This window comes from Aquiflexum balticum DSM 16537 (assembly GCF_900176595.1).
GTDB classification, from domain to species: Bacteria; Bacteroidota; Bacteroidia; order Cytophagales; family Cyclobacteriaceae; genus Aquiflexum; species Aquiflexum balticum.
Map to the genome: position 1 here is coordinate 4,848,405 of NZ_LT838813.1, position 26,958 is coordinate 4,875,362.

A 26,958-nucleotide genomic window follows, 5' to 3' on the forward strand; every position below is an offset into this window, starting at 1 on the left:
CAGCCGCTCAATTTAAAGTCCTAAATTCTTTGGGACTCATTCCTGTTTTGGATTTGAACAATTTACTGAAATGGTTGGGATAATCGAAACCTAATCCATAGGCAATTTCGCTGACGCTCTCGTTGGATTGCAGTAAGCGGTTTTTGGCCCTATTTATCAAAGCTAAATCAATATGCTCTTTGGCACTTTTTCCAGTTTCGGCTTTGAGTAAGTCACTCAAATAATAGGGTGAAAGGTTAAGTGCTTCACCACATTGCGTTACGCTTGGTATTCCTTTTTCAGCAAGTTCGGCATGCATATAGTTATTTAAAAAATTTTCAAATTGAATGAGTAGACCTTTGTTCAGGGTTTTTCGGGTGATGAACTGCCGTTCGTAATACCGGAGACAATATTTGAGCAAGGATTCCAAATTGATGGCGATTATTTCATCGGTGTGTTTATCTATGCGTTGGTGATACTCGGCCTCAATTTTATGGATGATTTCTGTGAGTGATTTTTTCTCATCGTCTGATAAATGCAAGGATTCCCTTTCTTCATAGTCAAAAAACCGGTACTGCCGAATACTGTCTTGCAGGCCGACACGCTGAATAAAATCGGAATGCACTATGATAGTCCATTCATCTTGGGTTTTTGAAAAATCAGAAGAACTTGAGGCAATCACCTGATTGGGGGCAATAAAAACCATAGACCCTTCCTGAAAGTCGTAGGTGTTTCTGCCATATTTCAAAGTGGCTTCCTGATTGCCTTTAAGCGATATAATATACATATCCAAGCTAAATCGCTGATTGCTGAAAACACTGTCAATATGCATATCCGAATGTCTTACCACAGAAACCAAAGGGTGTTTGGGTTTTGATAAACCAAAAATATTATGCAGTTCTGAGATGGTTTTAATGTGGCTGACGGGGTTTTCCATAATCAATATTACGCTAATTGCTGCAAGGCAGTTAAATAAGTTTTTAATCTGTAATGTAAAAAGGAATCGAAAATAAATGCTATTCCAAAGAAGACCACAAATCCCAAACCCATTCCTTTAAAAAACTCACTTTTCAATATAAAAAATAAAATCAGGGAAACCACAAACAGTCCGGCCCAAACAATTCTTATTATGCTGAATATTTTATCATCTTTTTTGGATTTCTCCAGTTCCATATTCACTGCATTTGCTGGATTTAATTGAATTTCCTGCCTTACCTTTTCAATATGTTTGGGTCGCATGACCATTTGGAAACCGCTATAACCTAATAAGACGAGTTGTAAAATTACCATTGGCAAAATCATTCCCTTATAAAACGATTGTTCAAAATCGGCAAAATAAAGAAAAGCCAAAGCGATCAAAATGCCTGCAGCAAAGCCAATTCTACCTTGTAAGACCTCGCCTTTGACCCATTGGATGCTGTGATTTATTAATTCCATATTTGTAGTTTTAAATTGTGTAAAGAATTGAAATCCTCTCCCTTAGAAATGGGTTATTTATCATTTACTTCCAAGAAAGGTTTTTAAATCATGGTTGTATTATTTGATTTGTTAAAAATCATACAACAAATATGCTTGGATCCAAAAATGTAAATGGATACAAATTGCAGGAGAATGGATAGATTTTAAGGATTTTTTTTTGGTCTTACGACCAATGGGTGGCACAGCTGCCATTCATGGGGTATATCTCTCTGTTTGATCAGATAGTATCTGCTATATTTAAATCTGATCAGAAAATCATTTCCACTCCGGTAATTCTATCTAAAAATAAAACTGAGTTATATCTTCAATTACTTCTGAATATGGATTCCATCAAGCTGGACCAACCTTCCGACATTCCTATTGGTGCACCGCCGAATAAGATTAATAGAAGAAACCCTGTTGCTAACAATGTGGTCTTATGCACTTTATTAAACTTTTTATAATCATAAATTGGCAAAGCAGCCATGTATAGCAGCCAAAAAGGTAAGGTTACAAAATCATTGATCTCAAATATTCTTAATATTCTGACCAAAGCAGGTGATAGCATTGCAATAGATGCTACGATCATAAGTCTTTTATGAATAGCTGATTGCATTCTGTTTTTTAAAGCAAAAACATATAAAATCCCAAAAACAAATAAACCTGAAAAGTTACCAAAAAGAGTAAGCGCTTCTCCTTCTCCCTTGAAGTTGCTTATAGCAATCATGACCCCGGATATAATTATTATAATCGCAAGAACGATGGTCATCAGCCCCACTTGCATATGATTTTTAAGATTATTCACCCGGATTTGCCTGGTTTGCCAAAAGAGAATAACATACCACAAAAGCATTGCTATCCCATGAGCGATTATTAAGGGCATAGGAGAGTCCAAGTGGTAATTCCTGAGCAGGATATTCATTCCGAATGCAAATACTACTGTAATCAGAAGAACGCCACTGAAATAGTAAAAAAATGGTTCTCCTTTGGCTAGCTTGGTTGACATATTACACTGGTTTATTTACCTAGAACTTGTTTGTTTTCTGATATTTTGATGGGGTAATGAATAAATATAATAAGCTAATCCGAAGTTTCTATGCTTTTATTTTCAATAGTATCTTTTTTTCCTTGTTCAATTCTTTAATGTTTTATCTGGCCTTTCATTACCTGAATTTAATTCGAGCGATTTTTTAAAGTTTTCGATGGCTATCCGGGTATTTCCAAATTGCTCATAAGCTTCGACCTAGATATCATAGTAATTTGATGATTTAGGGAGAAGAAACCTGAAAATCTGCTAAAATAGGAGTATAAGATAGATTATTTTTTTTGTCCAAGGCGCCTAAAAAGATTTGTAAGAGTATACTGATCGGCTTTTTCGATTGTTGCCAGTTCCTCCCATTCCAAAGGTGTAGCCACTCCGCAGGATTGTATGGGGCGCAGGGAATAAGGACAAACCGAAGTCTGACCATAAGCATTTCTTAGGTAATCAATGAAAACTTTATTCTCCCGCTTGTTTTTTCTGATGGCAGTGGTCAGCAAATCGGGATATTCTTCTTCCATTTTATTCGCCAATGCTTTGGCTTCTTTACGTCTGTCATCAAAGTTTTTGTCGGGTTTTACGGAATACCAGATATGAAATCCGCTTTTACCTGAGGTCATGAGTTTGGGTTCAATTCCCTCTTTACGAAGGAATTCCCCTATTTTTCCAGCAGCATCCTTTACTTTTTTAAAAGAATCTTTTGGCGGATCCAAATCAAAAACCACTTTATCAGGCTTAAATAAATCCTCCTTTTTCGCCAGCCAGATGTGGAAGCTTACCGTCCCCAGATTTGCCAGATAAATCAGGGTTTTCCTGTTGTTGCAGATCACTTGGGTGTTGGTTCCTTCTTCTGTTTTTATGGCAATGGTTTCAATATAATCCGGGAAATAATCCGAAGCATTTTTCTGATAAAAGCCATCCTGATCAATTCCATCCGGAAATCGCTGCAAGGTCAAGGGCCGGTCTTTTAGAAAAGGCAACATTTTGTCAGCAACTTTATCATAGTATTTCACCATGTCCAGCTTTGTGATTTTCTTTCCCGGAAAAATTAATTTTTCGGGATTCGATATTTCTACTTCCTCGATTTTCATTTGGGTTTTTCTTTTATAAATTCTACCCGTAAGATTATGGGTGTATTCAGTCCTCCCCTGCTTCTTTTTTTATTTCTTCCATGGTTCGCCCTGTTTTTACGCTTTTGTTTTCCGTATTGACTGGATTTCGACGGGCATCTGCCTTATCGTCATCCATTTTGATCAGGAGCCAATTTCCTTTCATTGTTCCTTGATTCATTTTGATCAGGGCATAGCCGCCTTGTAGCTTTTGCCCCCTTAAATATATTTCTACGGTACCTTCTTCAAAAGATTTTTTGAGCGACATTGGCTTTCCTTTGTCATCTTTTTTTATGTTTTCGAATGTTCCTTTATCCCAAATCATCACTGTTCCTCCTCCGTATTGCCCCTCAGGAATCACTCCTTCGAAGTCCGCATAGTCCATCGGATGGTCTTCGGTAGGAATAGCCAATTTCTTTTCTTTTGGATCTGTGCTCGGCCCTTTAGGTACAGACCAGGATTTCAGGGTTCCGTCTATTTCAATTCTGAAGTCATAATGAAGGTGGCTGGCATCGTGTTTTTGAATCACGAAAATCGGTTCTTTGCTTTTTCCTTTCCCATTTTCTACCATTGGTTCCCCGGTTTTACTGAAATCAGGTATTTTCATCATTCAATTTACAGGTTTTAGGATCCAATTCTACTTGTATGGTATAATGGTGAAAACCATATTCTTTCAAAGCTTCCAAGGCACTTTGCCGGACTTGATCTATTTGGCAAAATTCGGAAATATTCTCCAGTACAAGATGTGTGGTAAGTACATGATGCTCTCCATCCAAAGACCAAATATGGGTGTGATGAATGGACCGCACATGGCTTACTTCCTTGAGTTTTGATCTGATTTCCTCCAAATCGATATTTTCGGGAACTCCCTGTAAAAGCAGATAGATGGTGTCCCATAATCTTCTGCCAACTCCGTACAGAATAAATAATGAAATCGCAATAGAAAGGGCAGGATCAAGAAAATACCAGTCTTTGAACTGAAGAATAATTGAAACAACAAGTACTGCAACCCATCCAAAAACATCCTCAAGCAGATGCCAGCTGATGACCTTTTCATTCAAAGATTTTGCCCCCCTGGTTCGCCAAGCTGCATAACCGTTGGCAACCACGCCAATCACGGCGATACCCATCATCCATAAGGATTTTACCGGCTCGGGATGCTGAAATCTTCCTATCGCTTCAAAGATGATATAAACAGAACCAAGGATGAGTACAATTGCATTTACCAATGCACCAAATAATCGAAAGCGGGTATAGCCAAAGCTGAATTTGTTTGTTGCGTCTTCTTTTGAAGCTTTTTTCTCGAGATACCAGGCCAACCCTAAAGAAAGGCTATCGCCTTAATCGTGCAGTGCATCAGAAATAATGGCTATGCTATTGGTAAAAAAGCCGGCAATAATTTCCAATCCGGTAAAACCAATATTAATAAAAAAAGCGATTTTCAGGTTTTTAGTACCACCTGAATGTCCGTGAGAATGGCCCATAGTTTAAATTTAAGGATTTGAAATCCATTCTCTTGCAATTCCTGATTTAGTTTTGTCGAAATACCTGATTCCCGAACTTTAGATTGGTTTCCTGGCATCTGACATCAAATCCTTTCATTTTATACCTTGTCCGAAAGTCAGTAAGTTGTTGTCCGGGTCAAGTAAGGAAAATTCTCTTTGACCCCAAGGTTTTGTCTCCAATTTCCCGTTTGGGTGAATGGGAACTTTGCTGTCCAGCAAGGTCTGATAAAGTTTATCAACGTTATCTGTTCTGATATAAACCTGTCCATAGTTTTCTTTTGGGTCAAGGTCTTTGAATTCAAAAAAGTGAATTTGAATGGAGTCCTTAGCAACCATTAAATATCCATCATAGTCCTTGTCGCCAAAGGTTTGAAAACCCAATTTGTTCAGGTAATAGTCTTTAGTGACTGCTTTGTCACGCATAGGCAATTTGGGATTGATTGCTGTCAGCATAATTTGTTTTGATTATTTTGGAATAAAATTTCTTAATAGTAGTTTATTATGGTCTGAATTCCATGCCCTTGACAATGAATTTTTTATGGGCCTGTTTTGCCGTTTAAGAATGCACTGTTCCTATTGTTGGATTCCCGTTAATTTTTCCTTTTCTCTTGCAATAAATTCCCGTATTGAAGTTGGTTTCTTACCTGTGAGCTTTTGAAAGTTATCTGAAATATCCGGTTCTTTTTGAAACCGCGGCAAAAAATGAAGGATGGTCATCACCGCTGCAAATCCGCTTGCAATTCCTTCTTTTCTCTTTTTGAAATAAAAACGGATCGGGTTGATGCTTTGAAAGCTTATGGTTTCTCCGGTTATTTCACTCATCAAATCTACTACTTCAGCGAAATTCTTGTTTTCTGTTCCTGTTATCTCAAAAGACCTGTTTTGATATTTGCCAAAGTTTAAAATAAGGTAAGCTGTAACTTCCCCGATATTTTTGACATCAATCCAATTAAATTTTGCTTTACCTGAAGGCAGGGTAATGCTTTTTTGTTTTACAATTTCAGGAAGCAATGTTGTCGTGAGGTTTTGCATAAAATAGCTCGGCCTGACAAAAATGTAGTTGAATTCAAGTTGCTGGATCAGGTTTTCAATTTTGTTATGTGGAATTACCTTGCTTTTCTCTGCCCCTTGGACTGAAAGAAATACCACGTTCCTGATGCCGTTCGCCTTAGCTGCAAGCAAAAGGGGGCGGAAGAATCTGTCAACTTCTGAAATTTGCGGTGGCCTGAGCAAAAACAGCACATCAACCAGATGAAAAGCAGCCGAAAAAGTATCCGGATTCTCAAAATCAAACTGTCTGAATTGAAGGTTTACGGCATCCGGGAATTTCAGCTTGGCATCAGCAATGTCACGTACAGCCGCAATAATCTCACTATCCGAATTCAACACATTCAAATAATGGACGACTTCAAGTCCAATGTTTCCTGTTGCCCCGGTTACAAGAATTCGTTTCATTATCTTTTATTTCACCCTCACGATTGAAAAACACAATTTAGGGTCTTTATCTTTCTTTATTCCTCAATATGCTGACAATCCTGCTATAAATGATTTCCGCTAAATTCCAGTTATATCCGTCAAAATTGCTTGTATTATTGAATTGGATGACAACCATGTCCAGGTCTTTGTGGTATTTGGCAATACTCTGATAGCCAGGAAGTAGACCAGTATGTTCATACACATAAATGGAGGAATAGATTTCCTGTTCACCTTCATTAAACAGCGAACCGTCATTTAATGCACGTAAGAAAATCCCCACATCTTCTGCTGTAGCCAACATCAAGCCAGTATCTTCAGTTTTGAAATCGGTGTCAACACCAACATAATAGCCACTCATCACTTCTGCTATATCCACTTCATGCAAGCTACCAAAGGTATTTTTCAGCCCCATTGGTATCAGGATTTCCTCCTTGATATATTGCTGATGGCTATAACCCAAGGTTTTATCAAAGAGGTCAGAAATCAGCATATAATTGGTATTTGAATAACCATAACCTTCACCTGGCAGGAAGTCTGCCGGTAGATCGAGGGCGTATTCAAGGGTTTCCTGTTTATCCTTTGGCGGTTTAGTCCAATAATCAGGATGGTTTACAAAATCGGGTATGCCACTCCGATGCTGCAGCATCATTCTCAAGGTTATTTTTTCAGAATTTTCAATTCGCACTGCAAGTTCCGGGAAGTAATCTGCGAGTGTTGTATCTAATGACAAACGTCCTTCATTTACCAATTTTGCGGTAGCCGCAGCAATATATAACTTGGTAATGCTGGCAATCTTGAATAAGGCTTGTGGATAGGCAGGTATTTTATTTTTTCGGTCATGCCAGCCTGCCGCATAAAACTCCGGTGGATTTCCCGCTTGGTCCACGTAAACAATCATTCCATCAAATCCATAATCTATACCTTGCTCTAATTGCTCTTGAACGGTATCAGGTAACGGTAAAATCCAAGCCTTTACCAAAATCCAAGGCACGAAGTACAAGGAGCTGATGCTTGCAACTATGAATATTATTCTGAGATTTTTTTTCGATTGGTTTTTGGTCACGGTTTATAAAGTTCGACTAATTAGTTAGACTTAATCGCAAATTAAGAATTCTATATAGAATGCTGATCTCTCAGTTCTTCCATTTCAGCAAGCGCATCCTCCAGCTTTTTCATTATTCCCCCATAAAGCGCGCCAACATCCTCCTTATGAATCCGCTTACTGAATACGCTCATTAAGATAGCTACAACAATTATGACCAGTGTGGTGTAGGTATGGAACCCGAAAATTAAATCAGTTGTGCGCTCTGCTACAAGTTCTCTCATGCCGGCAAAAACATCCGACATCCAAATCCCGAAGTAAAAGGTAAGTAGCAGAAGAGGATAGACTACCCGGTACATTTTGCCATAGCGGTCGATAGACTGATCAATCCAATCTTTAAATGATTTTAGAAAAAAATAACTGCTTTGTCCCTTATCAATCCCTTCTAAAGTCTTTAGTTCAAAGTAGGCAGTATAAGCGATATAAATCAACATAATGAATAAAATGCTGCCTGCTATCAGGGCACCTATAAGGTAGGAACCGACAAACAGGATCACAGCACCGATGATGATCCCCCATATATTCATCTGGAACATCTTCTTGAATCTTTCTATTAGGTGTATCGACTTACGGTTATAGAGATCATTCACTTTTGGGGCCACTAAAGCATCGTTATTCAAAAACCCCTGTTTCCATATTGATTCAATCGACTTTTCCATCTAATATTTTTTTTAATCGTTCTTTAATTCGTTTGATCCGGACACCGACATTGTTGGCATTTGTACCAGTGATTTCGGCTATTTCCTGATAAGACTTTTCGTCCAGGTAAAGTAATATTACTCCCCTATCTACTTCAGATAAACTTTTAATGGCATCATACAATTGATTGAGGGCTTCATCCGGAAATGCCTGAGTACTTTCTGCCAATTCGTTGGGCAGAAATTCAGAATTAAAAAGCTGCTGATTGTTTTTCTTTTTTTTCAGCATGGTCAAACTCACATTCAAAGCCAGCCTATACACCCAAGTAGACCATTCGGATTGCCCCCGGAAGTTGTTTCTGGTTCTCCAGATTTGTAAGCACACCTCCTGATAGTAATCTTCAAAGTCTTCCTGGGAATTTGTATATGCCCTACATATCTTTATGATGATGGCCGCATAAGGCTTGATCGATATGGTATAGAAGTCCTTGCTCAAGCTTTTAATTTTCAGTTTTTTATATCAGGTTTCCCGAAGCTTTGGCCTGTGATTCCAGATAAGTTGCTATGATTATTCCGGCTAGTGTTCCGACTGAAACCCCTAGAGAAATACCCAAAGAACGCTCCAGACTGGAAAGTAATATAATTCCAAACAGTAACCCTATAGCGCTCCCAAGGATAATACCCAGGATGATGTAGTACCCTTTGGCAATTAAAGAAAAAGTTTCTGCCAAATACTTTTTAAAACGCTGAAGTGCATTTTTAAAATGCTTGATGCCTTTTGAGGTATTGGTGTTTAAAGCCAAAGCATCGAGTTCCTTCTCTATGGATTGAACTTCAGACTTGGTAAAGCTTCTATTTTCCAGATGGGTAAGAATCCTGATAAAATCCCTGTACACCTTAATTTCAGACTTTTTGGTCGTCTCGGATCCTAAACGGTTGAATAGGTTGATTGCATTTTTGAGTGTCATAATTAATTCTTTACCTGTTTAGTGGCCCAAGTCGCAGAATTATTACACCCTCATGAAAAAAATTATAAAATAAAGCCGATTTTGTTGCTATTCATCAACTATCGATATCTCCTGCCCGGAATGACCATTCCATATGTTGGTCAAGATCTTGTCTTAAGAGCAGATTTAATTGGGCGGTATGGTGTTGCGTGTGTCTCATGTTATAGAGTAGAATTTCCAAAATCGGATAGTCCATATCATTTGGGCCGTCTCCTTCTTTAAACCTTTCATTTAATTTTTCATCAGTCAAAGACAGAACCAGTTGTTTACATTTTTCACGGCTTTGTTTGAGATAGTCTACCAATTCTTCTTTGCTGTAAATTTTGTCAGGTATTGAATCATCAATAGCTTCTTTGGGTCTGTCTTCCGGTCCTTTTTGGGTAAAAGAAAGTAGCGGCGAAAAATTGCCCGGTGGCAATGTCGCATAGTAGTCCAAAAAAATGGCACTGTGAAAGGCTATAAAATAAAACCTCGGATTTCGCTCAAAATAATTGTCAGGGCAATTTGAAATCACATTGATCAGCATATCTATACTTGCTCCAAATTGGTTCCATATGATTTCTTTCATAGATTTTAAGTAGGTTTTGGTCTGAAAAATCCCGCTATACTCTGCTTGCACCCCAGTGCTCTTGAAGCCTGATTAAGCTCAAAGCACCGGATGGGCACTTGAACCGCCGGTCTGTAGTAAAATATCGCCTTTTTTAAAGCTTGTTATTTTGACACTTGGGTCATTTTCCAATATGTGTTTTAACTCTTCCATCTTCATCCGAAGCATCTCTTTAGACTTGCCTGCCTTGAAATCAGTTTTACCTCTCTTTTCGATATTACCATATTCAAGCTGTTAAACATTTTTATTCTAAATAGAACATTCTCATAAAGCAGAGCTTTTAAGAAAAACCTGTAAGCCTGTTGACCGTTCCAATTCAGTTTTGAGTCTTTGTTCTTCTTCTTTATCATTTGGAAATGGATCAATTGCAATGATGACTCCGGTTCCTTGAATAGATAACTCCTTAATAACAGGAGAATTTACGGATAATTCACAAACTTTACCTGCTTTTTCATAAATGGAAGCATGGAACAGAATTCCTGAATTAAACTTTTGGTAATTAATAGTCAGTGGGAGGATGATAATTGCTCCAAGAATGATAGTTGCAATTGTTCCTTTGTAAAATCTTTTTCGGCTTTGGGCATTTTTAATCCCAAGTACAAAAAAGATTAAAATTGTGGCAAAAATTATTCCTATAAGATTGGTAACAAACAATAAAATACTTCCATAAGCTAATATAAAATGCCCCTGCTCAAGCATGATGCCGCAGGTGCAAAGTGGGGGCAATAAAGCCACGGCAATTGCCACTCCCGACAATATGGTTGAAAATTCACTTCGGTAATACCCCCAGGCACCTGCAGCCCCTGCCATTACTGCAATTCCAAGATCCCGCAAATCCGGTGATGTCCTGATCAACATTTCTTTATTGGGAGTTAAATCAGGCAAAGTCAAGCCAATGAGGTAGGCTATTAAAATAGAACTTGCCGACCCAAGAATAATTATTCCAAACATTCTCAAGGCTTGAATTCTCCAACCCAATGCAACGGCACCGCCTAAAGCTAAAATCGGTTGGCCAAGCGGTGCAATAATCATTGCTCCAATTATTGTAGCAGATGAATTTTCGGAAAGTCCAAGAGAAGCCAGACCTATACTCAATAGAAGCATAAGCAAAAATGAATTTTGCCAGTCTTTTTTATAATGAAAAAACAGTTTATTGAAAACAGAGGCTCTTTCCTCAACCGGGACGTTCTCTGAAAAGAAATTCCTTTCAATGTCTAGGTCTTTTTCGTTAGGGTCTATTTGGACCATAGGTAGATTATAGTCTTAATTTCAACGGTAGATAAATACAATTTATGGGATAAATCTCTCTATTTCGGTGTAAAGCTGATTGGGTTATCCGCTAACCTAATTTTTTGCTTTTAATGAATTACCCATGATTTTTCATGGCCTGTTTAGGAGAAATATATATACCTCAAGTCAGTTTAATTTTCTTAAACATAACCATTTGACTATAAACAACAAATACCCTGAACAGGGTATTTTTACTTCTTTGCATTATAAGGAATGGGAAGATCATCTATGGATGTCGGTATTCATCTTACTACCGCTCTTTCAATCCTTTATCAAGTGAACTTTCTATACCGGTGATGCTGCCAAAACACTCATCGATCCTCTCCCCCGTCCGAATCTTTATTTATAAATGGGGCGATATTTTTTTCTGATGAAATTGAATAGAGTCTTGGAATTGAATTAATGATTCCTGGCTATGGGTTCGGCTTCCTATTTAAAATGTTCCTGATTCTTGAAATCTGTATTCTATGAGTTCTTTGAAGTAAAACCGGATAAAAATTTGAAATAAAGTTTAATAATGTGGTGAAAAAAGCGATAGCGTAATGTCCCTTAAACAACATAAAAAATACCACAATCTGAATAACAATCAATGCTGCCAAGTGTCCGAATTCGGATTGCCTGGTTTGGTAATCAAAATTGTCCAAACCCAATTTGGTGCCGTCAAAGAATTTCTGTCTATTTTCCTTCTTGCCCCAAAATACAAGGAGAAGAAATTTTTTGAAGTATTCCACCTTCAAGAGTTTGGATAATCTGGAGATTAAATCCGGATCCTTGATACGATAATAATTTTCGCCCAATATTCGATTTGTCTTGTAGGCGAATCCCGGGAATGCAAAAATTCCTGTGATAAATAAATTCAACAAGAAAGCAATTAAAATTCTGATAGGAAGGATGAGTTCCGAGGGTTCGGCAAACCAAAGTGTCTTTAAGAGTTCATAAGACCTGTAGGCCAAGAATATCGCAATTATTGGAAACAAAATTTTCTTCAACATTTTTTCAATATATGATTTAGGTTTTTTTCTGCAAAATCCTATTCCTTCAATATTTCTATCTGATTAATTACTGCGGCATCAGGATACCTAAAAGCAATCTATGGATTATTTCCCTTTTTTGAGCTTTAATGATTTATTCATCTATCCGACTTCCATCAATTGCGTCCTGCTTTAGCTGGACGGTTCCAAAACAGCCCGATTCTACAAGGGCTTTAGCCAAATAAATCATTTGGTGATGTTTGATCGCCTGCCTGCCGGCAAAGGCAGGCGCCACAAAACTTGATACCTGTCAACCGGCAGGCAGGTTTAACACTTTCCCTGCCATTACTTTTACAAAATGTCAGCCTCAGTTATTCATTTTCACTTTAAGACCTTCGATTCTTTTCTTGTAGTAATCGTTACCACTTAATTCAAAAGCTTTAGTTACATATTTGATTGCATTAGAAGAGTCCCCTTTTGCTTCATAATAATCAGCCATAGAATCAAAGGCATTTGCACTTTCAGGATAATACTCAGTGGCAAGTTCAAAGTACATTTTTGCCTTTTCAAACTGTTCCATATCCATATTCATGTAACCTGACATATTTAAAATTTCTTCCGGATAAGGAGGTTCAGCATATCCAAAATGGTCTTTGAGCTTCTTTTCCCTGTATTTTATTATACCGAGAAGCTCTTCTTTTGGTGTGTCAGGTGAATTGAATTTATCTGTATTTTCCCATTGATACCATTCAAAAAGAGAGATTAATCCATCCATAATTGATGGAAAAGTAACAGTGCCGTGTATATCTCTTGGGTAAAATTTCCATTCTAAAGATAATCTGTTTTTAGCATTTTGCTTTACCATGTTTGAAAAGGCAATATTCGAACGGGCGAACAAAGTGAAATCTGTTGTATCCTGCATTACATTGTCTATCGTAATCTGTGGGTTCTGCATGTGCAATTGCCCACTTAAAGACAGAAATAAAGCTTTGTTTTCATAATTCCGGGTAGCAATTGTTTTATGTGCCTCGTTTAATAGTTTTTGGTCGTCCCAATCCAGACTTGGGTCAATGGCTAAATAATTCGCGAATAAATCGGGTTGGTTAATTAGTGTGGAAATAGTAAACAAACCTCCATAAGAATGACCAATTAATGTTCTATAATCAGTAACCGGATATTTGTTTTCTATAAAAGGAATAAGTTCTGTCTCGATAAATTTCCTAAAATTATCAGCTTCCCCATTTTTTTCATGAAAAGGCATCCCATATTTAGTAGTTATAGTTGAAGTGGTTAGGTCTCTTACTCTATTTTTATCATTCGAGATACCGACCATTACCATTTCAGGCGTAAAACCACCGCTATAATAATTTTGCACTTCATTTACTGTAGGAAGAAACATTTCTCCATCTAAAATAAAAACTACAGGGTATTTTTGATTTTTCTCAGGGGTATAACCGGCAGGCAGTTGAATATAAATCTTTCTTGGCTCATTTAGTACTTCGGAATAAAGACTATCCAAAACACCTGCTTTTTGTAAAAAATGTTGATTTTGATTTCCCTGAGCTTTTACAAATTGTTGAAAGAAAATAATGAGTCCTATGGTCAATACTATTTTTAATCCTTTGGTCATTTTATTGTCTTTAATCATTCTTATTTTGCCTGTCTATTCCTAATTTAGGCTAACTGTACGGCAGATTGGGTTCGGACCCTTATGGTCCGGTGGTCTTTTGGTGGCCTGACCCCAATCTGCCTGTTATGTGTCTGTTCAGTTGTCCGGTACAATTTAACGGTTTTTCCGGCCCTTCCTATTTTTTTCGGGCCTCCATTTACAACTGAACCAGTTCGGGCGGCAATTCCTTTTTCTTCCCCCACAAAAAATACCTTAATCAGGATGTTTTTATTATTTGGGATTTCATTTTATGGAATGATTATTTCTATCGGAGTATTTCTGAGGATTTATTTGGCTAAATATTGATGGTGGCCGATTTGAATTAAAAAATAATCGCATGGGGATCAAATATGGGTAGCCCCGGGTAAGGAACGCAACCCGGGGGCAATGAACAGCAAAACGTCTCCGGTTTTTGGCCGAAATAATGTCAATAGTGAATCAGACTTTCCGCCAAAAACAAGGAAGGTTTGATTGCCTAAAGGCTGGGGAAACTTCAGTTCTCGAATGGTTCGGGATGAGGCTTTATCTATCCGACTTCCATCAATTGCGTCCTGCTTTAGCTGTGCGGTTCCAAAACATCCCGATTCTCCAAGGGCTGTCCGTGGCAAATATTACCAAAGTCTGCTAACACTTTCCAAACTTGATTTTTTGATTGATTGATTTCAATCTATCTTTTAATTATTGTAGATTTTTCATTGTATATTTTTTTTAAAGTTTTGTAGTATTTATTGCTTTCCGTATCATTTTTTCATTCATTCTTGCCTGCATTTCCAGAGGTAAATGTTTAGCCATCCAAGCCATCATTTTGTTTTTTCCGCCTGGAACAGAAAGTAGGCTCTTGCCCAATCCATTTAACCCAATTTCGGCAACTATAGACGGATCCATTGCTGTCATAGGCGTTTTACTCCAGTCCACACCATTATCTGCAACCATCGGAGTGTTGGTTAAGCCGGGAGACAGAACACTGACATCAACACCTTTTGGCTTTAACTCGCCATATAAGGATGCGCCCAAATTCAGCATATATGCTTTGGAACCTGCATAGTTCGAAAAATAGGGATTGGGCATATGACCTGATAAGCTTGCTATCAAAAGAATTCCTCCTTTTTTCCTGTCAATCATCGCCTTACTGAAGTGGTGTGTTAATTGAAGCGTAGCAACAATATTAACCTGAATCAACTGCAGTTCTTTTTCCAGTGGTGTACTTTCAAAAGCTCCATTTACTTCCAATCCGGCAGCGATAACTAAAAGACCGATTTCTTCTTGAGTTCTTTTTACTCTTTCAATTCCTTCTTCCGTTGATAAATCTGCAGCAATGTACTTTGTTTCTATATTGTATCGATTCCGCAATAAAGTTGAATGTTCCTCCAATCCTTTTTCTTTACGGGCTACCAATATTATATTGATTCCTTTTGCAGCAATTTGGCTTGTTAACTCAGCACCGATACCTGAAGTTGCTCCGGTAACCAAAGCCCAGTTTCCATATTTTTTTTTAAAGTTCATGGTTGATCATTTTAAGATTTTGATTTCAATTAAATTCACGGGGGATAAGTCTAATTTCGTTTCGTGTGTAACCTCATCGCCTGTTTCAATATGATATTTGTAGCATGGTCTTCTTCCCAAATCAATACAGGTTCGTCCAGGGTAACTCCTTTTTTTATCAAAGGAGACAAAATCACATGTCTTGTGGCATCACTCCTGTTTTTATTTCTGAAGATGTATAAGAGGTATCAACTGGTTGGTTTTTTAAAAAAATTGCTCCTATACCGGCAAATTCCTTCCAGACTTTTTCAATGGGAGCTTTAATAATAACTTCTACAGATGTTTCGGTGGGGGCTTTCCCGAGTTTAGGACTTTCTTGTGCCCATAGGGTTAATGATGTTGCTAATAAGATAAATGTTGGTATTGATTTTCTCATGACTAATTTGTTTTAAAATTATAAACAAAGGTCATGTTTAAACTACTGAACCATTTTACAGAAAAGTTCAATAACTAATCAATTTAGCTCATTCGATATTCAGAAGGGCTTTTGCCTGTTTGTTGTTTAAATACTCTGTTGAAGGTGGTAGGTGATTCAAATCCTAAGTCATAGGCAATGTCTGAAATGCGCAACTCACTATTTTTCAATAATTCAATAGATTTATCCACTTTTACTTTTGTGAAGTATTTTTGAGGGCTCTCAGCATACGCTTCTGTAAACTTTCTTTTAAAGGTTGATAAACTCATGTGGCAAAGACTTGCCAATTCCTCGAGACTCAAGTTAGCATACAAATTACTTTGGATAACTTCTTCAAACTTTGCAAAAAAGGGCTTGAACATAGCGGCAAGAAAATCAAGTTCAGATGGTGCATGGATGGTTTTAGTCATCAAAATAATAAACTCTCTTAGTTTGTTCTTTATTAACTCCTCATCAGCCAATTCAGGATTCTCTAATAATATGTTGATACTTTCTCTGTAGTGTTGGAGTAGTTTATTAACCTGTACTTGTTTTAGGTTAAAATCAAACATGTGATTTGAATTTCTAATATCAAAATCAAATAAACTCTTTATCAACTCAGGATATAACATTATACCAATCACCTCTACATTGTCATTCGTCTCGCCAGGTTTTTTTACAGTCTCATAGAAGTAGTTCAAGCATTTGGCTAATAAGGCGGTTTCATTATTAACCTGTAAAATTTCGGTTTGCGACCTAACTTGAAAATTACCTTGATTCACAAAAATGAAACAAGCTTCGTTCTCATGGTACTCTTTAGGCAGTCTTTCGAAAGTTGAAACCCGTAGCTTTTGAAAAACAACACGGCCTTTAAGTTTTAATGTATTTGATTCGAATTTCAATTTTCTATTAAATTAATATATGTCCGGCTTTAACAAGTCTCTTTCAAAAGTAAGTTACTAAGATAATTCTGCCTTTCGATTATTGTTGTGTAGTCTGTTATGCTTGCACCTAATTTGTTTATTCATAACCCAAAGGTTTATTTATTTCCTTCGGAGTAGTCCAATAGATACACCTAAGGTAAGTTTTATCTCTTTAACCTACTAAATTCTTTCTCCACTAAAAATACCCTAAAAAGGATGTTTTTATTATTTGAGGTTTCATTTTATTGAATGATTATTTCTATCGGCGTATTGCTGCGGATTTATTTGGCTAATTATTGGTAGCAGCCCATTTAAATTAAAAAATGATCCCATAGGGATCAAATATGGGTAGCTCCGGGTAAGGAACGCAACCCGGGGAAAATGATCCACAAAACATCTCCGGTTTTTGGCCGAAATAATGTCAATAGTGAATCAGACTTTCCGCCAAAAACAAGGAAGGTTTGATTGCTTAAAGTCTGGGAAAACTTCAGTCCTCGAATGGTTAGGGATGAGGCTTCAGCTATCTGACTTCCATCAATTGCGTCCTGCTTTAGCTGGACGGTTCCAAAACAGCCCGATTCTACAAGGGCTTTAGCCAAATAAATCATTTTGTCCAACCCTTTAAGCCAAAGGTGCTGGACTTAGCCGCCCTGATTTTAAGCTGCTTTCTGATTGTAAAGATGTTCCTGGAATTCTATGAACAGTCTGCTCCACATAAGTATCCATCCGACAAAACCCGTCGGGTTATAATCATGAATTTTATTTAGGTCGGTATTCTTCCCAGTTTGATGGCAGTAGTTGATAAAGATCTTTTTGCTTATGGGATTGGATTCTTTCGAAGACATCCTTGAGCCAATCAAACTCGTTGATTTTATTCTTTTTGCAGCTTGCCATGAAGGAGTACATGGCAGCGGTCATTTCTGCTGCCTGGTGTGATCCGGTAAACAGATATGCTTTTCTGCCTACTGCCAGTGGTCTCACTGCATTTTCCACAAGGTTGTTATCGATTTCCATACGTCCGTGCAGCACGTAAGCGCTCAGTCCTGCCCATCTTTTGTTGGCATATGCTATGGCCTGACCCATCGGGCTTTTGGGCCTGTAGCTGTACTGTTTTTCTTCCAGCCATCTTCCGAGATTTTCCAGAACAGATTCCGCATGTTCCTTTCTCAACGCTGTCCGCTGCTGCCAATCTATTCCTTCATCCCGCATCTTTGCTTCCAGAAGGTAGAGCTTTCCGATTTCGTCCAGCACGTAGTTGGCATGTTCTTCATCATCCTTTACAGCATCCACAAACTTCCGTCTGGCGTGCGCCATACAGAAAGTCAGATGGATATCCGGATGGTTCCCATAAAGAGAATCATAGACTGTATAACCATCCGTCTGGATGATGCCTCTAAAGTCCGCAAGCATTTCTTTGGGACCTGACTGATCCCTTCCTTTTCTGTAATCGAACAGCACAAGCCTGTTCACCGGGGCATGGTACAGCCACATGTAACCCTGGTGGATACCGTTTTTATGGTCTCTGTCCAGAACCTTTATCGGTGTTTCATCGACCTGGAGATATTTTTGGCTGACCACTATCAGCCGTAGCAGCTCCCAGAGCGGTCTGAGATGGTCCCAGCCTCTCATGATCCAGTCAGATGCGCTTGAAGCAGGGATACGTACCCCCATCTTGGTGTACTTGTCGATCTGTCTGTGGAGCGGCATCCCATAAACATATTTATCAACGGTCATTTGGGCAATTACCGATTCGGAGGGAATGCCTTTTTCTATCACCCTGTCAGGAAGCGTCCCGATAATGATGCCTTCACCGTTCGGTCTTGCATACTTTGGGCGGACATACCGCTTGACATAGAATGATGCAGGCACAACTTCGAGAACTTCTGTGACCTCTTCGCCGATCCTTGTGCAGCCTTCGGTGGATTCTGATGGTTCGATCACCACTTCTTCCCTTCTGAGTTCTTCGGGAAGGCTCATACGTCCCGTACCTTTGGCTCTTTTCTTTGCAGCTGGCTTTTCAGCCAAGGTTATTGATCCGGAAAGTTCTTCCTGTACTGATTTTGTGGTGCCAAGTTCAAAAAGTCCCAACTGGTCATCCCCTACATTGTTCGTACGTTTCTCACTCCTGAATCCAAAAAGATGTCTGCGGAGTTTATCGAGTTCGAACTGCTGATCCGAGATTATCTCTTCTTTCTCCGATAAGGTCAACAGGGCTTCTTCGTACAGTTTTTTGTAGTCTTTTTCCCCGTTTTCCATGACATAAAGATAGCATAAAAAGTGGGTTTAAATAGGTTTAGAAGCTGTTTTTATACCAAAAACCGCATCATTTTTCACACTCTTTTCAGGGAGGTGTAGCGGTCTCTGTAACTCACCGATTCAAGCCTTACCCCCTGTAAGAGCAGGCTCAGTTGACTGCTTGTAATCCCGTTACCGGCAAGCACAGGACGTTCAAAAGTCCCCCTTTCGAGCTTTTTGACATACATGGCAAAACCGTCCCCATCCCATTGAAGCATACGGATCTGGTCAGAACGCTTGCCGATGAACACAAAAACATCCCCGTTCATGGGATCAAAGCCAAGCTTGTTTCGGACAAGGCCTGACAGTGAGTTGATGCCAAAGCGCATGTCGGTAGGTTCTTTGTACATGAAATACCTGGCCGAACTTGACAGGGCAAGCATCAGAGAAGCTTTTTGACAGTATCACTGTCTACTTTTCCGAAGAACTCAATACTTATACCAGATGGATAATTGATCTTGATGACAGGATCTTTTTGAAGACCGGGATTTGGAAACACCAGTGAAAAAGAGGATTCACCGTTCAGTGAAGGCTGTTTCATGTCAAACTTCCTGCACCAATAATAAAATGCCGTTCTTGAGATACCTTCTTCCTCTGCAAATGAAGCTTTACTCTTTCCTGAAACCTGCCACCTGCTGAACAGGTCATAATACTCATCATTGTTGATCTTTTTCATGATGCAACTTTACGAAGTAATCACCGGCCTGGAAATATGGGGTTTATCGGATGGATACCCACATAATCCAATTCACTCCCACAACCCGCATCCTTGTGCAGTATATCGTCAATATTTTTAAAAGTCTGTTCGAACATTTTTTTGGTTTATTTCAATTGTTTAAAACTATCACTATCCATTTAATAATCAAAAAAATCATTTTAAACTTGAAAGGATTTAGATAGAACCTATTTTCCTTTTAAAGGTCAAAAATAAGAGAAGTAGCGGATTTCAAGGCGATTACCTGTCCACCACTACAAAAATTCATTAAATGCACAGACCTTTGATTTACAACTTCATCCGCTATTGCCTCATACACGCTGTTACCGCCTAGTGCTTTATCTCTAATCCTTGTAAATTGACGGAATTTATTTTTACCTTTTTCACCCCTATACAAGTCATTAAATCTTTGTCGAACAGAACTATATTGTTACCTTTTGGATGAAGTGAACTATTAAAACGAATACCTAATGCTCCTGTGAATACTTTAATAAACTCACATATGAATTGAGTAGGTATATATTCTAATTCACTATCGTATCTCCGCATTGGCTTTGATAAATCACTGCTAATTTTTTGTCTCAGTAATTTTCCTTTTATAGTTTTGTTTATTGAACTAGAATTTGGTTGAAAAAGAAAGGTGTCTTCCGTAAAATCAACTAATTTTATTGGTTCATTTTCAGATTTTAATTGAAATGTCCCTACGCTTAACTCATCTAAATATGATGCTCTGACTTCATAAAGTACAGTTTCTGGATTATCGCTTAAATATAAAAATGGAATCCCAGATGGATTAGCTCTTCCTCCACTAGCTAACTCTTTTTTAGGACAATACATATCGTAAGGTTGATAAGCCTCCATTCCGCTTTTATGATGAAGTCTAGCTCGAAAAAGCTCAACATCTTTATCCAATTTGAATTGGGTATTGAAGAATTCATCCCAACCAAATTCCTCTTCTGTTAATCGCTTAATATCAATTACAAATCTATTTTTCCACTTCAACTCTTCTTTTAGAACTTCCCAATGATTGTAATTTTCAATAATATCATCAGTGTATTCAACATTTATGTTTGAGGAAGTTATCTCAGTCAGTAAATTTGGCAATACATAGTTCAAAATTTTATTGGCAACAGCATGTGAACTAAAAAAACTCCAATTCGATTGAATTTTTGAGCTTAATGGCATTCCATTTTCAAAAACCTTAAAGTTGTTCAACAACTCCTGGAAAAAATCAAATAGTTCTGAAACACTTAAAAGTGGCTGACTATTTGACTCGCAAATATCACAATCTCCGATTTCATTAGAAGAACTGATAAATCCTTTAAGCTCTTTGTCAGAAAAACAACTTGTACAAACCTTCATAAAACTATCTATTTCTTAAAAAATGACTTAGAACCAATAAATGATTCTTGATAGATATTTTTTTTACTGTTCCCAATCCTGGATAATGTTCGTTGTCAAAATATGATTCTAATTCAGTTATTGCGGAATTTGTAAGACCATTTTGCCTGCAATAATTAACAGCCTTTGTTGCTGCTTCTGCAAATTTACCTTGAACATTGGCAATTGAATCATTGGTATCAGAAGTAAAATGTCTTATCCAAATTTGATTTTCTCCATTTAAATAAGTCAAATGAATTACAACAGCTCTTGGTGTGCTTCCTCCATCAATGAATTCGCTTGGTAAAACTGTATAATCAGAAAATCCTTGATATCCTTCTCCGTCAAAATAAAGATGCTCTTCGGAAAACCTATGTTCGCTTATATCAAGAAAATCACTGTTTCTTGCTTGTTTTTCGAATAAATCGTCTAAACGAATATAAATTTTATTTAAGCTACTAATATATCTATTGAAAGATCTATTTCTACCCGGATCTACTACGTTAAAAGATGTAATACCAACTGATTCTGCTAGTATTCGAAAATTTTCATCAGTATCTTGAATGTCATTTTGACAGATTAGCATACAATCACTAAGATTGTAATTAATAATGCTTTCATGGATATAATTTGAATTATTCTCTGGACTATTTCTGTAGTGAAAAGCAGGTTTAAAAGCATTGCTTTCTAATGAATTTAAATAATCAAGATAAAAATTACTATCTCCCGCAAGTTCTCCAATCATTGGATTGACAATAATGTATGCTATTTGACCTTTTTCAAGAAAAATTTTATTCGCTAGAGTCAAATTGGTATGGGTTTCTTTGACTGGTTCCAAAATTGGAACAATAACACCTTGCGTTGCTTCTTCAGATGCCAACTCTCTTAGAGCTATCAGTTCGAATTGTCTTGCCCTTAAAAATGGATAGTACATAATGTTAAAGTTGAATTGGTGTTTTTAGAATGTCAATCATTTTGTTTTTTGAGTCGCGATTCATTTTTAGAGCCAAAAATAATTGATTAAACTCTTTGTAATATCTTGAAGACAAAGCATTATTAATGCCTCTTTTTTTAATTTCGGTAATGAAAAGTTTATTCAATTTTTCTTTAGGTATTTTAATAATCAAATCACTACAAAGATTATACTGGCTAAAACTTGTCATATTGGGAAGATAACCGTAATGCTTCTTTACTATAGACTTATATTCTTTGGAATGTAAGATTGTCATAATAGTGGATGGCTCAATATCAAAATTTGTTTTTGCATTACGCAACAGAGTGAATGTATTTTCACTATTTGAATCATATGTGATAAGACCAACAGTTTTATCGTATTTACTATAGCTGCTCAATTTTGACTTGGGTATTATGATGTAAATTTCATTGAATGCTTTTCTATAGTTTGTAAGTTGTAAGCTTAATCGAGCATCCGAATCAAGTTCTGTCTTAATCTCAAAAATCTTTGAACAACCATTAAACATTGCTAAATCAGCAATAGAATTACCTACTCTAAATTCGCTGAATATTTTAGAATTTGTCTCGCCAAGTTCTGAAATCAGCCATTTATTTAAAAATTCATTTTTAAAAACATATTCATTTTGATAATTAAACACCAAAACTGAATAAACATACTTTAAATAGTCTAAATAGGTTGAATTTTCAGATTTTATCCAATTTTCATCATATCTATCAATCTTATAATTAATTGAGGTAAAGTCCATTTTTAACCAAGAAAGCACCTCAGTCCGAGAGAACAAGGATGAATAGTCGCGTAACTGGTTACTATGATATTTCATTACTGATTCTTAATAATTATTTCAGTTCAAATTTACGATATTCTATTCTTTATTGTGTCATTTTAATGCGGTAATCGGTTTTCAGCATCGGCGGTAACTTGATTATTTATAACCTAAAGGTTTACTCTTTTCCTTCTGCGAAGTCAAATAGAAACACCTGAGGTAACTTTCATTCTCTAAACCTAACAAATTCTTCCTCCACAAAAAATACCGTAAACAGGGTATTTTTACTATTCGGGATTTCATTTTATTGAATGATTATTTCTATTGGCGTATTGCTGAGGATTTATTTGGCTGATTATTGATGGCCTACTTTTAATCCTGGGTGGGTAAAAAACTTTTTACCTAAAAAATGAATACTAAAGATTGTTTTTTCATTTTCCTTTCACTAACTTTTATTACAGTTTTTTACTGTTCGTTTATTTGTTTTATTATAACCCTAATTTTTATGGAAAATCGAATCTCGATTGAGATCCCTGAAGCGGATCTCGCGGCTGCCAAAGCCGCACTTCAGCAGGTGCAAAGTATTTTGGCGCCTTATGTGATTGCCCTTACTTTTGAAGTACCCCTCTGAACTGTATTTTGATAAAATTGCTTTAGCCCTACTTTGTCAAATTTAAAGCGCAGTCAAAAAATTACTTTTCTATTCAATAAATTTCAAGGTATCTTTAATCGGAGTATAACTCTCTTGTCCGAGCCAAAGTAAATGTCCCCACTTGTTATCGTAAATTTCTAAAATTGAGTTTTTGATTTTTGAGTGAGCATATTCAGCATGTTCAAGGTTGACTGCATTGTCATTTGAACTATGTAATATAAGTGTCGGACAGGCTATTCCATTGATTACATTTTGATCAATATCTTGGTCTAAGTCATTTACAAAACCATTTTTTGACCGCTGGAGTTTTATCATTTCAAAGAGCTCCGCTACTTCGGCTTTAGCCAGATCAATTGATTGAGAATTGGAAAGCTCTTTCAACATGGTCTTGGCCATTAAATTTGGAAACAATAAATAAAAAAAGCGGAAAAGTGCCCAGCTGAATTTTTCAATTTTAGGTGCGAATATTTTTTTTGCTTTGATATAAGTTTTGTCTTTTGCTGTCATCCATTTTTTTGTCACAGCAGAAATCAAAATAAGTTTGGTTACTCGGGCAGGAAAATTTGACGCTAATTCAATAGCACTTAGTCCGCCAGCAGAAATCCCAATTACAATTACTGATTTTAGCTTTAGTTCATCAAGCATCGCAACGAACAACGCTGCTGTCTGCTTAGGTGAAACATTTTGGGAAAGCGGTGTATTTCCATAACCTGGTCTCGAAGGTGTAATCAGGCAAAATCGATTGGTGTCAAAACCTTTATGAAAAAGAACTTCGTTGCAACTGCTGTGCCCACCGTGAATAAAAAGTATAGGAATACCTGTTCCAACCCTGCTAAATTCTATTGTCCCCTTTTTGGTATTGATTATTTGTGTCTTCATGATTTTTAAGCTTCCCCCAACGGTTCTAAGCGACCCGAAGATAGGTATCTGGAAGAGATTCACTGTCAACCTAGCACAAACTATGATGGAATTACAAAACTTGATTTAACCACTGAACCTCCACTTTTGGGTAGGTGTTTTTGTGGCTAGTGCTTTTACTAATCTTTCCTGTCGTAAGTTAAAATTTGAAGTCCATCCGAAAATGATTCTTTATCAATTAGTTCCCAACTTCCACTTGCGGTTGAAGAACCAAATAGTTTTGTACCATATCCAAGTACAATAGGGTTCAATTTGAGTTTCAATTGGTCAATTAGTCCATTTTCTAATAACCATCCAGCAAACTGTCCGCCACCACATAGGTAAATATCTGTTTTAGCGTTTTTTCTTATTTCATTCACTTTGTCTATACTCAACTTTTCGATTTTAACGGATTCTGATAAGTTATCAATTTTTAGTGAATTCGAAAAAATGTGGTGTTCCATATTTGGATACGCAGGCTGCCCTGGTTCGAGTCCATATTGAAAGCCGAATTCATATGTTTTCCGTCCCATAATTACTGTTCCGAAATTAGCAAGGTCAGATTGATATTTTTCAACTCCTTCACCTTGCAAAATGAACTTGCTTATATCGTCATTTTTTCCTGCAATATATCCGTCTAAGGAACTCGCTACATAATAAATTATCTTTTTCATAAATCCTGTCTCTTTAGTTAAATGTCTTTTATGTATTAGCCACTAACTTATTAATCTATCTGGATTTCCCTCACAGATTTATTAAATATAAATAGATCAGTCTGGTTTTTCTTTCCCCTGGGTGAAGATTGGCGTTGGCGCCAGGTGTAGGCTAACGAAACCTTGTCGCAGTTGAAGCCCAGGTCGAACCGGCTGTCCGGCCTAGCCTAATCAAGCTTATTATTTGAATAATTTCTTTTCTTCTTCACTCAGTTTTGGGTTCCTACCGACGATGTCGGCTTGTATTTTCCACTCTCCATTCTCCAGTCCCATTACAATGAGTACAGAATTATAGTTTTCATGTATCTCTCCTTTGTCCCTCACCTTCTGCCATTCCATGAGAACAAGAATTGCAGTGGTCTCATATTGATATAGTGTCTCAGAGAGAATTTTAGATTCCAAAAATTGAAACTCATTATTGGTCTGTCGTTTGGTAAGCCCGTCAAGATCTATAGGTTTGCCGTCAATCCCGTGATAAAAGAATCCTTTTGAGGTTATCTGTTGTCTTAAACTATCTCTCTTTTTGACATCTCTCACTTGGTCGAATATCTCACTTTCTCTTTCAAGAAGTCTGATTACCTCTTGGTTGGGTGGATGAGTTCCTGCGAACTTCATTTCTTGCGAAAACACTTGTGTCCATTGACTAGTCGTCAAAAGTGCTGTTAATAATAAGAGTCGAAATTTCATGGTGTAATAATTTTAGTCAATATCTATTTTGAGAAATGTCACCAAGCCTTGCCTACAAGGTTTTGCGCTTGACAAGTGCCGGATTTAGGAGCACTAAACTTGTTTCAGGACGAGACACACCCCGACTGATGCAAAACCCGTATTTTTAATGGCAGTTAGTCTATTTTTAGTGTGTTCCAAATGCTTTTCGGTATTTCGCTTTTAAATGTAGTAAGTTTTTGCAATGCTTCGATTTCTTGTTCAGTAAGTCCATTCTCCCTGAAATACATAAATCTCAAATATGCAGCCCAAAATTTTGTAGTCAGGTTATTGTCTTTGTCCATTATAGCTGTCTTCTGTATATCAATGTTCTTAAATGAGTTGTCAATGATACTTTTAGAAAGTAACTCGTACATGGCTGTTTCTGATTCTTGTGCAATACCTTTTGAATTTAGTCTCTGAAATCTTTTTCTGTCCGTGAACATAATACCTGACTTTTCAGGAAGTGTTGTTGCAAGGAACAATCCAAAGGATGTCAATGCAGCTATTGCAAAAAATGAGTTTAGATAACTGTCAAATTGAAAGAATACCAATAAACAAACAATAAAATACACAAAAGAAAAGAGTGGTCCGGCTAAAAGAATTTTTGAAAATGAGTTGGGATTAATGTCCTTTTCAGTTTTAGGTACAGTTGCGGCAATACCACCGAAATATGAAAGATTTTTGTTGAAAAAAACCTTTGTCCTTCCGTCTTCATCTTTAATCCCGAAAAATGCCACTACAAAAAGTTTAAGTTTTTGTCCCAATGCAAGCCCTGTCAGTAAATGCCCCAATTCGTGCATGAAGAGTGCAGATAATGGTGCAATTATCAGCATTGGAAAATAAATGATTGCTTCAATTTTATTTCCTAGTAGAAACTTGTCAATATGTGTTTGGTCCAAAAAGAAATATGCAAATGCAAAAACCCCTACACTTAGCAATGCTCCCAAAAGTCCCGAAATCAAATTTTTTCTCATTTTGTTTATTGGTAATCGTTTATCAACTGATAAGTGCCCCCAAAGTCTTTTAGACCAAATCTAGCCAAAAAAGTGTCCTAATTAAATTGCCTTTTCAAGATTGCATTAACGTAAAGTGTTTTAGACGCAATCTAGCCAAAAAAATAGCCAAAATAAATTGGCGTTTCAAGATTGCG

At 37.1% G+C, this 26,958-nt stretch carries 31 protein-coding genes and 1 pseudogene; 1 reads left to right on the forward strand and 31 read right to left on the reverse strand.

The window, feature by feature from the left end:
• Positions 1-7 precede the first annotated feature (7 nt).
• The 27 genes and pseudogenes from B9A52_RS20490 to B9A52_RS20625 all read right to left on the reverse strand — a co-directional run bounded on the left by B9A52_RS20490 (position 8) and on the right by B9A52_RS20625 (position 22,820).
• Complete coding sequence (locus B9A52_RS20490) at positions 8-916, reverse strand: helix-turn-helix domain-containing protein (RefSeq protein WP_084122327.1); 909 nt, start codon at positions 914-916, stop codon at positions 8-10.
• Between the two features lie 8 nt (positions 917-924).
• On the reverse strand, positions 925-1,416 hold the full coding sequence (locus B9A52_RS20495; RefSeq protein ID WP_084122329.1) for a hypothetical protein: 492 nt from the start codon (positions 1,414-1,416) through the stop codon (positions 925-927).
• 346 nt (positions 1,417-1,762) lie between these two features.
• Positions 1,763-2,443, reverse strand: a complete 681-nt coding sequence (locus B9A52_RS20500; RefSeq protein ID WP_084122331.1) for a hypothetical protein — start codon at positions 2,441-2,443, stop codon at positions 1,763-1,765.
• A 311-nt stretch (positions 2,444-2,754) separates the two neighbouring features.
• Positions 2,755-3,567 carry a non-homologous end-joining DNA ligase gene (gene ligD, locus B9A52_RS20505; RefSeq protein ID WP_084122333.1) on the reverse strand — a complete coding sequence of 271 codons (813 nt, stop codon included), beginning with the start codon at positions 3,565-3,567 and terminating at the stop codon, positions 2,755-2,757.
• A gap of 46 nt (positions 3,568-3,613) precedes the next feature.
• On the reverse strand, positions 3,614-4,195 hold the full coding sequence (locus B9A52_RS20510; RefSeq protein WP_084122335.1) for a DNA polymerase ligase N-terminal domain-containing protein: 582 nt from the start codon (positions 4,193-4,195) through the stop codon (positions 3,614-3,616).
• Positions 4,179-5,069, reverse strand: a pseudogene (locus B9A52_RS20515) (cation diffusion facilitator family transporter). The gene B9A52_RS20510 and the pseudogene B9A52_RS20515 overlap by 17 nt, the downstream one beginning before the upstream one ends.
• A gap of 114 nt (positions 5,070-5,183) precedes the next feature.
• The gene (locus B9A52_RS20520; protein ID WP_084122337.1) at positions 5,184-5,543 is read right to left on the reverse strand and encodes a bleomycin resistance protein; all 360 of its coding nucleotides are present in this window, start codon (positions 5,541-5,543) and stop codon (positions 5,184-5,186) included.
• Between the two features lie 120 nt (positions 5,544-5,663).
• Positions 5,664-6,545 (reverse strand): NmrA family NAD(P)-binding protein, encoded by an 882-nt coding sequence (locus B9A52_RS20525; protein WP_084122339.1) that lies wholly within the window; start codon positions 6,543-6,545, stop codon positions 5,664-5,666.
• A gap of 46 nt (positions 6,546-6,591) precedes the next feature.
• Complete coding sequence (locus B9A52_RS20530; protein ID WP_231955342.1) at positions 6,592-7,629, reverse strand: serine hydrolase domain-containing protein; 1,038 nt, start codon at positions 7,627-7,629, stop codon at positions 6,592-6,594.
• A gap of 50 nt (positions 7,630-7,679) precedes the next feature.
• Entirely contained in the window at positions 7,680-8,327 is a 648-nt protein-coding gene (locus tag B9A52_RS20535; RefSeq protein ID WP_084122341.1) for a hypothetical protein, read from the reverse strand.
• The gene (locus B9A52_RS20540) at positions 8,311-8,802 is read right to left on the reverse strand and encodes an RNA polymerase sigma factor (RefSeq protein WP_084122343.1); all 492 of its coding nucleotides are present in this window, start codon (positions 8,800-8,802) and stop codon (positions 8,311-8,313) included. Before B9A52_RS20540 ends, B9A52_RS20535 begins: the two co-directional genes overlap by 17 nt.
• 19 nt (positions 8,803-8,821) lie before the next feature.
• Positions 8,822-9,274 (reverse strand): hypothetical protein, encoded by a 453-nt coding sequence (locus B9A52_RS20545; protein WP_084122345.1) that lies wholly within the window; start codon positions 9,272-9,274, stop codon positions 8,822-8,824.
• Positions 9,275-9,368: 94 nt separating this feature from the next.
• The gene (locus tag B9A52_RS20550) at positions 9,369-9,881 is read right to left on the reverse strand and encodes a DinB family protein (protein WP_084122346.1); all 513 of its coding nucleotides are present in this window, start codon (positions 9,879-9,881) and stop codon (positions 9,369-9,371) included.
• A gap of 303 nt (positions 9,882-10,184) precedes the next feature.
• Complete coding sequence (locus B9A52_RS20555; protein ID WP_084122348.1) at positions 10,185-11,168, reverse strand: DUF389 domain-containing protein; 984 nt, start codon at positions 11,166-11,168, stop codon at positions 10,185-10,187.
• Positions 11,169-11,623: 455 nt separating this feature from the next.
• Positions 11,624-12,202, reverse strand: a complete 579-nt coding sequence (locus B9A52_RS20560) for a glycosyl-4,4'-diaponeurosporenoate acyltransferase CrtO family protein (RefSeq protein ID WP_084122351.1) — start codon at positions 12,200-12,202, stop codon at positions 11,624-11,626.
• Positions 12,203-12,548: 346 nt separating this feature from the next.
• Positions 12,549-13,829 carry an alpha/beta hydrolase-fold protein gene (locus B9A52_RS20565; protein WP_197687250.1) on the reverse strand — a complete coding sequence of 427 codons (1,281 nt, stop codon included), beginning with the start codon at positions 13,827-13,829 and terminating at the stop codon, positions 12,549-12,551.
• A gap of 365 nt (positions 13,830-14,194) precedes the next feature.
• A complete protein-coding gene (locus tag B9A52_RS20575) occupies positions 14,195-14,458 on the reverse strand; it encodes a hypothetical protein (protein ID WP_084122355.1) in 264 nt (87 codons plus the stop codon).
• Between the two features lie 100 nt (positions 14,459-14,558).
• Positions 14,559-15,353, reverse strand: a complete 795-nt coding sequence (locus B9A52_RS20580) for an SDR family NAD(P)-dependent oxidoreductase (RefSeq protein ID WP_084122357.1) — start codon at positions 15,351-15,353, stop codon at positions 14,559-14,561.
• A 172-nt stretch (positions 15,354-15,525) separates the two neighbouring features.
• Positions 15,526-15,768 carry a hypothetical protein gene (locus tag B9A52_RS20585; RefSeq protein ID WP_084122359.1) on the reverse strand — a complete coding sequence of 81 codons (243 nt, stop codon included), beginning with the start codon at positions 15,766-15,768 and terminating at the stop codon, positions 15,526-15,528.
• Positions 15,769-15,851: 83 nt separating this feature from the next.
• A complete protein-coding gene (locus tag B9A52_RS20590; RefSeq protein WP_084122361.1) occupies positions 15,852-16,688 on the reverse strand; it encodes a helix-turn-helix domain-containing protein in 837 nt (278 codons plus the stop codon).
• A gap of 359 nt (positions 16,689-17,047) precedes the next feature.
• Positions 17,048-17,308: a hypothetical protein gene (locus B9A52_RS20595; protein ID WP_157370239.1), complete on the reverse strand. Its 261-nt coding sequence runs from the start codon at positions 17,306-17,308 to the stop codon at positions 17,048-17,050.
• Between the two features lie 160 nt (positions 17,309-17,468).
• Entirely contained in the window at positions 17,469-18,965 is a 1,497-nt protein-coding gene (gene tnpC, locus B9A52_RS20600; RefSeq protein WP_084122365.1) for an IS66 family transposase, read from the reverse strand.
• Between the two features lie 74 nt (positions 18,966-19,039).
• The gene (gene tnpB, locus B9A52_RS20605; protein ID WP_084122367.1) at positions 19,040-19,387 is read right to left on the reverse strand and encodes an IS66 family insertion sequence element accessory protein TnpB; all 348 of its coding nucleotides are present in this window, start codon (positions 19,385-19,387) and stop codon (positions 19,040-19,042) included.
• A complete protein-coding gene (tnpA, locus tag B9A52_RS20610) occupies positions 19,387-19,680 on the reverse strand; it encodes an IS66 family insertion sequence element accessory protein TnpA (protein ID WP_084122369.1) in 294 nt (97 codons plus the stop codon). Before tnpA ends, tnpB begins: the two co-directional genes overlap by 1 nt.
• A gap of 369 nt (positions 19,681-20,049) precedes the next feature.
• On the reverse strand, positions 20,050-21,081 hold the full coding sequence (locus B9A52_RS20615; RefSeq protein WP_084122371.1) for an RES domain-containing protein: 1,032 nt from the start codon (positions 21,079-21,081) through the stop codon (positions 20,050-20,052).
• Between the two features lie 4 nt (positions 21,082-21,085).
• Positions 21,086-22,033 carry a sce7725 family protein gene (locus B9A52_RS20620; RefSeq protein ID WP_084122373.1) on the reverse strand — a complete coding sequence of 316 codons (948 nt, stop codon included), beginning with the start codon at positions 22,031-22,033 and terminating at the stop codon, positions 21,086-21,088.
• Positions 22,034-22,037: 4 nt separating this feature from the next.
• A complete protein-coding gene (locus B9A52_RS20625; RefSeq protein ID WP_231955344.1) occupies positions 22,038-22,820 on the reverse strand; it encodes a sce7726 family protein in 783 nt (260 codons plus the stop codon).
• A gap of 523 nt (positions 22,821-23,343) precedes the next feature.
• Between B9A52_RS20625 and B9A52_RS26405 the strand changes: the two genes are divergently transcribed.
• Positions 23,344-23,469: a hypothetical protein gene (locus tag B9A52_RS26405; RefSeq protein ID WP_262483133.1), complete on the forward strand. Its 126-nt coding sequence runs from the start codon at positions 23,344-23,346 to the stop codon at positions 23,467-23,469.
• 69 nt (positions 23,470-23,538) lie between these two features.
• Here B9A52_RS26405 and B9A52_RS20630 read toward each other — a convergent pair whose 3' ends face one another.
• From B9A52_RS20630 to B9A52_RS20645, 4 genes are all read right to left on the reverse strand, one after another.
• On the reverse strand, positions 23,539-24,369 hold the full coding sequence (locus B9A52_RS20630) for an alpha/beta fold hydrolase (RefSeq protein ID WP_084122377.1): 831 nt from the start codon (positions 24,367-24,369) through the stop codon (positions 23,539-23,541).
• A 158-nt stretch (positions 24,370-24,527) separates the two neighbouring features.
• A complete protein-coding gene (locus tag B9A52_RS20635; protein ID WP_084122379.1) occupies positions 24,528-25,061 on the reverse strand; it encodes a dihydrofolate reductase family protein in 534 nt (177 codons plus the stop codon).
• 219 nt (positions 25,062-25,280) lie between these two features.
• A complete protein-coding gene (locus B9A52_RS20640) occupies positions 25,281-25,787 on the reverse strand; it encodes a hypothetical protein (protein ID WP_084122381.1) in 507 nt (168 codons plus the stop codon).
• Between the two features lie 155 nt (positions 25,788-25,942).
• Positions 25,943-26,782: a M50 family metallopeptidase gene (locus B9A52_RS20645; protein WP_084122382.1), complete on the reverse strand. Its 840-nt coding sequence runs from the start codon at positions 26,780-26,782 to the stop codon at positions 25,943-25,945.
• Positions 26,783-26,958: the final 176 nt, after the last annotated feature.

Coding starts and splice junctions, on each gene's coding strand:
- B9A52_RS20490 (WP_084122327.1), bottom strand. CDS start 916: ATGGAAAACCCCGTCAGCCACATTAAAACCATCTCAGAACTGCATAAT.
- B9A52_RS20495 (WP_084122329.1), bottom strand. CDS start 1,416: ATGGAATTAATAAATCACAGCATCCAATGGGTCAAAGGCGAGGTCTTA.
- B9A52_RS20500 (WP_084122331.1), bottom strand. CDS start 2,443: ATGTCAACCAAGCTAGCCAAAGGAGAACCATTTTTTTACTATTTCAGT.
- ligD (WP_084122333.1), bottom strand. CDS start 3,567: ATGAAAATCGAGGAAGTAGAAATATCGAATCCCGAAAAATTAATTTTT.
- B9A52_RS20510 (WP_084122335.1), bottom strand. CDS start 4,195: ATGATGAAAATACCTGATTTCAGTAAAACCGGGGAACCAATGGTAGAA.
- B9A52_RS20520 (WP_084122337.1), bottom strand. CDS start 5,543: ATGCTGACAGCAATCAATCCCAAATTGCCTATGCGTGACAAAGCAGTC.
- B9A52_RS20525 (WP_084122339.1), bottom strand. CDS start 6,545: ATGAAACGAATTCTTGTAACCGGGGCAACAGGAAACATTGGACTTGAA.
- B9A52_RS20535 (WP_084122341.1), bottom strand. CDS start 8,327: ATGGAAAAGTCGATTGAATCAATATGGAAACAGGGGTTTTTGAATAAC.
- B9A52_RS20545 (WP_084122345.1), bottom strand. CDS start 9,274: ATGACACTCAAAAATGCAATCAACCTATTCAACCGTTTAGGATCCGAG.
- B9A52_RS20550 (WP_084122346.1), bottom strand. CDS start 9,881: ATGAAAGAAATCATATGGAACCAATTTGGAGCAAGTATAGATATGCTG.
- B9A52_RS20555 (WP_084122348.1), bottom strand. CDS start 11,168: ATGGTCCAAATAGACCCTAACGAAAAAGACCTAGACATTGAAAGGAAT.
- B9A52_RS20560 (WP_084122351.1), bottom strand. CDS start 12,202: ATGTTGAAGAAAATTTTGTTTCCAATAATTGCGATATTCTTGGCCTAC.
- B9A52_RS20565 (WP_197687250.1), bottom strand. CDS start 13,829: ATGATTAAAGACAATAAAATGACCAAAGGATTAAAAATAGTATTGACC.
- B9A52_RS20580 (WP_084122357.1), bottom strand. CDS start 15,353: ATGAACTTTAAAAAAAAATATGGAAACTGGGCTTTGGTTACCGGAGCA.
- B9A52_RS20585 (WP_084122359.1), bottom strand. CDS start 15,768: ATGAGAAAATCAATACCAACATTTATCTTATTAGCAACATCATTAACC.
- tnpC (WP_084122365.1), bottom strand. CDS start 18,965: ATGGAAAACGGGGAAAAAGACTACAAAAAACTGTACGAAGAAGCCCTG.
- tnpB (WP_084122367.1), bottom strand. CDS start 19,387: ATGCTTGCCCTGTCAAGTTCGGCCAGGTATTTCATGTACAAAGAACCT.
- tnpA (WP_084122369.1), bottom strand. CDS start 19,680: ATGAAAAAGATCAACAATGATGAGTATTATGACCTGTTCAGCAGGTGG.
- B9A52_RS20615 (WP_084122371.1), bottom strand. CDS start 21,081: ATGAAGGTTTGTACAAGTTGTTTTTCTGACAAAGAGCTTAAAGGATTT.
- B9A52_RS20620 (WP_084122373.1), bottom strand. CDS start 22,033: ATGTACTATCCATTTTTAAGGGCAAGACAATTCGAACTGATAGCTCTA.
- B9A52_RS20625 (WP_231955344.1), bottom strand. CDS start 22,820: ATGGACTTTACCTCAATTAATTATAAGATTGATAGATATGATGAAAAT.
- B9A52_RS26405 (WP_262483133.1), top strand. CDS start 23,344: ATGGAAAATCGAATCTCGATTGAGATCCCTGAAGCGGATCTCGCGGCT.
- B9A52_RS20630 (WP_084122377.1), bottom strand. CDS start 24,369: ATGAAGACACAAATAATCAATACCAAAAAGGGGACAATAGAATTTAGC.
- B9A52_RS20635 (WP_084122379.1), bottom strand. CDS start 25,061: ATGAAAAAGATAATTTATTATGTAGCGAGTTCCTTAGACGGATATATT.
- B9A52_RS20640 (WP_084122381.1), bottom strand. CDS start 25,787: ATGAAATTTCGACTCTTATTATTAACAGCACTTTTGACGACTAGTCAA.
- B9A52_RS20645 (WP_084122382.1), bottom strand. CDS start 26,782: ATGAGAAAAAATTTGATTTCGGGACTTTTGGGAGCATTGCTAAGTGTA.